Annotated in this window: 5 protein-coding genes and 2 tRNA genes; 5 read left to right on the top strand and 2 right to left on the bottom strand. The window is 73.3% G+C overall.

Annotated features, from left to right (window positions below; genetic code table 11):
* Positions 1 to 385 precede the first annotated feature (385 nt).
* Both ABZ885_RS33240 and ABZ885_RS33235 read left to right on the top strand, forming a co-directional pair.
* Positions 386 to 1,528, top strand: a complete 1,143-nt coding sequence (locus tag ABZ885_RS33240) for a PP2C family protein-serine/threonine phosphatase (protein ID WP_360197034.1) — start codon at positions 386 to 388, stop codon at positions 1,526 to 1,528.
* 706 nt (positions 1,529 to 2,234) lie between these two features.
* Positions 2,235 to 2,429: a hypothetical protein gene (locus ABZ885_RS33235; protein WP_360197031.1), complete on the top strand. Its 195-nt coding sequence runs from the start codon at positions 2,235 to 2,237 to the stop codon at positions 2,427 to 2,429.
* Positions 2,430 to 2,475: 46 nt separating this feature from the next.
* Here the strand turns inward: ABZ885_RS33235 and ABZ885_RS33230 are convergent, their stop codons facing one another.
* Positions 2,476 to 3,270 (bottom strand): DUF6348 family protein, encoded by a 795-nt coding sequence (locus ABZ885_RS33230; protein WP_360197028.1) that lies wholly within the window; start codon positions 3,268 to 3,270, stop codon positions 2,476 to 2,478.
* A gap of 213 nt (positions 3,271 to 3,483) precedes the next feature.
* On the opposite strand from ABZ885_RS33230, the gene ABZ885_RS33225 reads away from it, so the two are divergent.
* The gene (locus ABZ885_RS33225) at positions 3,484 to 4,035 is read left to right on the top strand and encodes a hypothetical protein (protein WP_360197025.1); all 552 of its coding nucleotides are present in this window, start codon (positions 3,484 to 3,486) and stop codon (positions 4,033 to 4,035) included.
* Positions 4,036 to 4,141: 106 nt separating this feature from the next.
* Here ABZ885_RS33225 and ABZ885_RS33220 read toward each other — a convergent pair.
* A tRNA-Gly gene (locus ABZ885_RS33220) sits at positions 4,142 to 4,215 on the bottom strand.
* A 140-nt stretch (positions 4,216 to 4,355) separates the two neighbouring features.
* Between ABZ885_RS33220 and ABZ885_RS33215 the strand changes: the two genes are divergently transcribed.
* Positions 4,356 to 4,429 (top strand) — tRNA-Pro (locus ABZ885_RS33215).
* A 402-nt stretch (positions 4,430 to 4,831) separates the two neighbouring features.
* Positions 4,832 to 6,226: a trigger factor gene (gene tig, locus ABZ885_RS33210; protein ID WP_360197022.1), complete on the top strand. Its 1,395-nt coding sequence runs from the start codon at positions 4,832 to 4,834 to the stop codon at positions 6,224 to 6,226.
* Positions 6,227 to 6,326: the final 100 nt, after the last annotated feature.

The raw sequence follows: 6,326 nt of genomic DNA, 5'->3' as shown, positions 1-6,326 counted from the left end.
ACACGGCGGACAAGAAGGACGTGGAGTACGCCGACACCTACCGGCAGAAGGCGTCGGCCACGCCCGTCGCCTTCTCGGCCACAGCGCCCCTCCGCCCGCCCGGCGCACCGACCGCCCCGCGCGCGGGGCGCGTGCACCGCCCGCGTGGTTCGTACGCCCGGCCCCCGCACGCTTCCTGACGCAGCGGCCGACGCCCGCCCCGATCGGCCGAAACCGGCTGACGCGCCCGCGCCACGGCGGAGCCACCCCCGTCCGAGCCGTCGACGCCGGGCGGCAACCGTGGATATGGTCGGTCCCCATGGCTGGCAGACCGCCGGGCACACCGCCCCAGACGACTGCGACGAGGCCCGGCGCCGCCACGGTGCCCGACCCCGTGACGGCCCGGTTGCGCAAGAGACTCCGCCGGGTCCGCCGAAGGCTGCACACCGCCGGTGTCGACTACTTCCGCGGCGGCGCCGCCGACTGGCCCGTGCTCTGCGTGCTCGCCCTGCTCGTCCCGCTGCTGATCCTGCTCAACATCTGGTTCCCCGCCTGGGCCCCGCCCACCTCCCTGGTCCTGCCGATCCTGGCCGCCGCGCTGCTGCTGCGCCCGGGCAGCCTGGTGATGCTGTACGCACTGGCCGCGCTCGGCCTCTCCGCCGAGTCCGTGATCCACACCGGCCAGCGGGTCGCCAGCGCCGACCCGGACGCCTACACCTACGGCGTCACCCCCGGCGCCGCCCTGGTGGTCGGCGCGGCCGGGGTCGGCGGCCTGCTGCTGGCCCAGTTCCGCAGCCGGGTCGGCGTCCCCTGGTGGGGCGGCTCCACCATGCTCTTCGACCTGCGCGAGCGGCTGCGGGTGCAGAGCCGCGTCCCGAGGCTCCCGGAGGGCTGGCACGCCGACATGGCGCTGCGCCCGGCCGGCGGGCAGTCCTTCTCCGGCGACTTCGTGGTCGCCGCCCGGACCGGCCCCGGCCAGCGGGTGCTGGAGGTGGTCCTCGCGGACGTCTCCGGCAAGGGCATGGACGCCGGCTCGCGGGCCCTGCTGCTCTCCGGCGCCTTCGGCGGCCTGCTCGGCTCGCTGCCCGCGCACGACTTCCTGCCCGCCGCCAACGGCTACCTGCTCCGGCAGGCCTGGGAGGAGGGCTTCGCGACCGCCGCCCACCTGGTGCTCGACCTGGACACCGGCGAGTACGAACTGCTCTCGGCCGGCCACCTGCCCGGCATGCAGCGGCTGGCCGGCGCCGGGCACTGGGAGATCAAGGAGGCCGAGGAGGGCCCGGCGCTCGGGATCTTCGACGGTGCCAAGTTCGAGGGCGTGCGCGGCCGGCTGAACCGGGGCGACGTCCTGCTGCTCTGCACCGACGGCATGGTCGAGGCGCCCGGCCGGGACCTCTCCGAGGGCATGGACCGGCTGATGGGCGAGGCCGACCGGCTGGCCCCCGGCGCGGGCCCCGGCCCCGGCGCCGGCGCGGCCTCCCGGCTGATCGAGACGGTCGCCCGGGACATCAACGACGACCGGGCCGTGCTGCTGCTCTGGCGGGACTGAATTGTCGCCCGCTCGCCTCCGGGGCGCTTTGGCCCGGTGCCGACGGTCGGCGGGCACTGCGCCACCTCCTTCGTCGGCGGCTTGGCCCTTCTCCCTTTCGGCACCGGCGCGCCCCTTCGGCTCGGGGCGGGACTGTCGCCCGCTCGCGATGTCGCCGGCTCGGGGCGGGATTGTCGCCCGCTCGCGATGTTCGCCGGCTCGGGGCGGGAGAGGCGGGCCCGGCCGGGGCCGCTGCCAGGGCGGTTGGCTTGGGATGGCCACTGTCAACCCCGGGAGCTGATCTTCAGCCATTTCGGACGGGCCGTCACCGTTGCGGACCTGCCCGTTCCGTTCCCGCCCGCCGGGCGCTTCCCGGCCGCTCAGCGCGGCCCCGCCGACGATTCGTCAGAATGTCTCGGCTATGGTCGCGGTCGGCGGAAACTCGTCTCGCATCGCAGGATGCCAGCGTTCGGCTGACAGTCAGACCTTTACGCAATCGGCACGGTCGACCACACTGAGTCCGGGCGGGACTGGTCAGGATTCGGGGGATGGGGGGCGTCACGTGCGGCACGACGGACACCGTGCGGCCGTACCGGACTCTCCCTCCGGCGGCTTGGCGCCGGACGAACTGCCGTTCCGCCTCGGGACCGTCGGACAGGCCGGGGTCCGGCTTCGCAGGGGCTGTCAGCCGATGGCACCCCGCTATGAAACGAGGAAGTGAGTCCGGGTGGCACTCTCCGTCTCCGCGCTGGTCCTGTTCGGCATCATCTGCTTCATCTTCATCCGCAACAAGCAGCTGAAGACCGGGCACTTCATCCTGGCCGCCCTGTTCGGCTTCATGCTCAACCAGAGCACGGCCGCCAAGCCGATCCAGGACTTCCTGACCCAGATCGCCAAGAGCATCTCCAACATCGCCAGCTGACCCCGGGTCCTCCTGGGGCGTCATCAGCGGGGGGCGGCCGTCCGGGTCACCGGCCGGCCCGTCTGGCCTGCCACCAGCGCCCGAAGAGTCCCCGGGCGCGCACCGCCGCGGGGACGGACGCACGGACCGGCGCGGGCACCGCGGCGCCCGCCGGCGCGGGCGGCGGCACCGCCGGCTCGCGGGTCGTCAGCAGGACGAACAGCCGGGCCCAGCACAGCCGTTCGCCGCGCGGCCAGTCCAGCGAGCGCAGCGCCGCCGAGGCCGCCTCCGACACCACGCCGTTGACCCGGACCTCGGCGACGTCGTCCCCGGCCTTGCCGCCCAGGAACAGCTTCACCCCGTTCGGCCCGGGCCCGGCCAGCTCCGGCAGCAGCGCGGGCGCCAGCGCGGGCAGGACGCGGTGCTCGGCCAGCCAGCCGGCCAGCCGCTCGTTGCCGAAGCCGAACACCGCCGCCGGCCCCTGCACGGCGTGCCAGCCCGGCAGTTCCGGGTGGTCCGCGTGGTCGCCGTGCCGGCCCCCGCCCTCGGCCAGCTCGACCAGCGCCGAGGCGGTGGTGGTCGCCCACATCCGGACGGCGTTGGCGAGCTTCTCCTCCTCGGTCTTGCCGAGGCCGGCCGCGCAGTCCCAGACCACCGGTGCGTCCGACCGGCCCAGCTGCAGCACGTAACCCAGGTCGACGTGGCCGGCGCCGCCGTCGTCGCCGAGGTGCTCCCGGACGGCCACCGCCGTCGTCCCCGGGCCGCGCACCACCTCGCCGTCGACCCGGAACACCTGGCCGAGGCGCGCCATCTCCCGGACCACGCAGCGCTGTATGACGGCCAGTCGGTCCTGGGGACGCACGGTTACTCCTCCATCTCGGGCTCGCAGCCACCTCGGGCCCGCAGCCGCCTCGAACTGCGCTCGAACGCCGCCGAGGCTATCGGCCCGGAGCCCCGCCGGGAAACCGCCGCGGAGCCGCGGCCCGGCGGGTGCCGCCCGCCGCTCCGGTCGCGGGAATGCCCTTTGTGCCCCACTTTGGGTAGCGGTAACCGTAGGCACCGCCTGGAGAGCCGCATGCCCCGCACCGACCTGACGCCCCCTCCGCCGCAGCTCCTCGCCCCGGACGGCTCCGGCCTGGTCGCCGAGATCGAGGCGTACCTCGCCTCGCTGCCCGCCACGGCGCGCGCCGCCCTCCCGTACGCCCCGTACTCCGTCCCGCGGTTCGGTTCCGCCGTCCGGCCGTGGAACGCCGGCCATCCGCTGCCGCGCCCCACCCTGCTCGACCGGCTGGTCCGGCGCCCGGCCCGCCCGGTCCCGGTGACCGCCGCCGACCACCTGCGGCTCGCCTCCCGCTACATCGGCGCCTTCGGCTGGCTCCAGGGTGCGATGTGGGACTCCGCCGGACGGGTCTGCCTGCTCGGCGCCCAGGCCGCCGTCCTCGCGCACGGCTACGGCACCCCGGCCACCGTCCGCACCGCGCGGGTCCAGCTGATGGAGGTCCTGCACGCGACCGGCCGGCCGGTGAACTCCCCGGACGAGTACAACGACCGGCCCACCACCCGTGAGGGGGACGTGCACCTGCTGCTGGACCGGGCCGCCGCCCGCGCCGGGCGGCTCGGCCTCTGAACGGCCTCCGGCTGCCGGGAGGCCCGGCCGGCCCGGGCCTGACGGGAGGTCGGGGAAAGCGAACGGCCCCGGGGAGACGGTCGAGGTCTCTCCGGGGCCGGACGGCTGGAGCGGGCGACGAGAATCGAACTCGCGTGACTAGTTTGGAAGACTAGGGCTCTACCATTGAGCTACGCCCGCGTGATCCCCCGGCCGTTGCCGGAAGGTCGGGAACAGCGTACCTGGTCCGGTCGGCTGCGTGCACACCACATTCGTTTCCCGGCCTCTGATATGTCGCCGAACCGGCGGGGCCCCGGCGTGTACGCTTCCTCTCGGCACCACGGGGTGTGGCGCAGTTTGGTAGCGCGTCCGCTTTGGGAGCGGAAGGCCGTCGGTTCGAATCCGGTCACCCCGACGTGCGGCAGGGTCTCGTCCACGGCGGGGCCCTGTTGGCGTATCCGCGTGCCGCTGCCGTGTGCCCGTGTCGAACCTCACCCAACTGCCGCCCCGCCCTGTCGCCGCACCCTTGCCGGGGCGGTTCCGGGGCCCGTCCGGAGGGGTCGGACGGCCGTCGGCGGTGGCGTCCTGGCGTCCGCCTTTCGTGGTACCGGTAGGATGGGGCGCTGGCGGTAGTCCCTGTGGCGTCCACCCAGGTCAACCGCACGAGGGCGAGGAGTCACGCTCACCGTCCACCCCCCACGGGAGATGCAGCTCCAACCGCCCATCGCCCGTCTCGCCCGACCCGCCCGACCCGGCCCCGGCCGGCGGCAGGGGAAGGCGCAGGCAACCTGACCGCAAGCCCATAGGAGACCTAACCGTGAAGAGCGCCGTCGAGACTCTGAACCCGACCCGGGTTCGACTCACCGTCGAGGTGCCCTTCGAGGAGCTCAAGCCCAGCCTCGACGCGGCGTACAAGAAGATCAACCAGCAGGTCTCGGTCCCGGGCTTCCGCAAGGGCAAGATCCCGAACCGGGTCATCGACCAGCGCTTCGGTCGTGGCGCCGTGCTGGAGGAGGCCGTCAACGACGCCCTCCCGCGCTTCTACACGCAGGCCGTCGACGAGGGCAAGATCGAGGTCCTCGGCCAGCCCGACATCACCAACATCGAGGGTGTCGAGAAGATCGCCGACGGTGGTGACCTGAAGTTCACCGCCGAGGTCGACGTCCGCCCGGAGATCACCCTCCCGGACTTCTCCTCCATCGAGGTCACCGTCGACCCGATCGTCGTCACCGACGAGGACGTCGACAAGTCCCTGGAGCAGCTGCGCGAGCGCTTCTCCTCGGTCAAGGACGTCGAGCGCGCCGCCGCCGCCGGCGACATCGTGGTCGTCGACCTCGAGGCCAAGGTCGACGGCGAGGTGCCGGAGGACGGCACCGCCGCCGGCGTCAGCTACGAGATCGGCTCGGGCCGCCTGATCGACGGCATCGACGACGCCGTCGTCGGCCTGGAGGCCGGTGGCACCGCCACCTTCACCACCGAGCTCAAGGGCGGCACCCAGGCGGGCAAGACCTCCGAGGTCACCGTCACCGTCACCGCCGTCCAGGAGAAGGAGCTGCCGGAGCTGGACGACGAGTTCGCCCAGCTGGCCAGCGAGTTCGACACCCTGGAGGACCTGAAGGCCGACTCCCGCAAGCGCCTGGAGCGCATGAAGGAGTACGACCAGGCCACCCAGGCCCAGGAGAAGGTCCTCGACGCGCTGCTCGGCCTGGTCGAGATCGAGTTCCCGGAGAAGCTCCTCAAGGACGAGATCCAGACCCGCAAGCACAACCTGGAGCACCACCAGCTGGAGCCGATGGGCCTCGACCTCGCGACCTACCTGGAGACCCAGGGCAAGTCGGAGGAGGAGTACCTGGGCGAGCTCGAGGAGCAGGCGAAGAAGGGCATCAAGACCCAGTTCGTCCTGGACCAGATCGTCGCCGACGAGGAGCTGGGTGTTAACCAGGAGGAGCTCACCGAGCACCTCATCCGCCGCGCCGCCGGCTCGGGCCTCACCCCGGACCAGTTCGCGCAGCAGGTCGTCCAGGGTGGCCAGGTGCCGCTGCTGGTCGGCGAGGTCGCCCGCGGCAAGGCGCTGGCCACCGTGGTCGAGGCCGCCAAGGTCGTCGACACCGAGGGCAACGAGATCAACTTCGACGACGAGACCGACGAGTCGGGCGAGACCGTCGAGGCCCCGGCCGCCGAGGCCGAGACCGAGGAGAGCACCGAGGCCTGATCGCCCCGGCAGCCCTGACGCAGCAGCGGGCCCGGACGCCGTGTACGCGGAGACGGTGAGGCCCTGGCTGCCGAGCGTGCGGAGTTCCATCGTGATCTTC

This window comes from Kitasatospora sp. NPDC047058, from assembly GCF_040643935.1.
GTDB lineage: Bacteria > Actinomycetota > Actinomycetes > Streptomycetales > Streptomycetaceae > Kitasatospora.
Note: the sequence above shows the minus strand (reverse complement) of the source record. Positions and strands in the feature narration are given on the sequence as shown.

What these genes read in the sequence shown, in the direction of transcription:
- ABZ885_RS33225 (WP_360197025.1), top strand. Translation starts at nt 3,484, where the DNA reads ATGCCCCGCACCGACCTGACGCCCCCTCCGCCGCAGCTCCTCGCCCCG.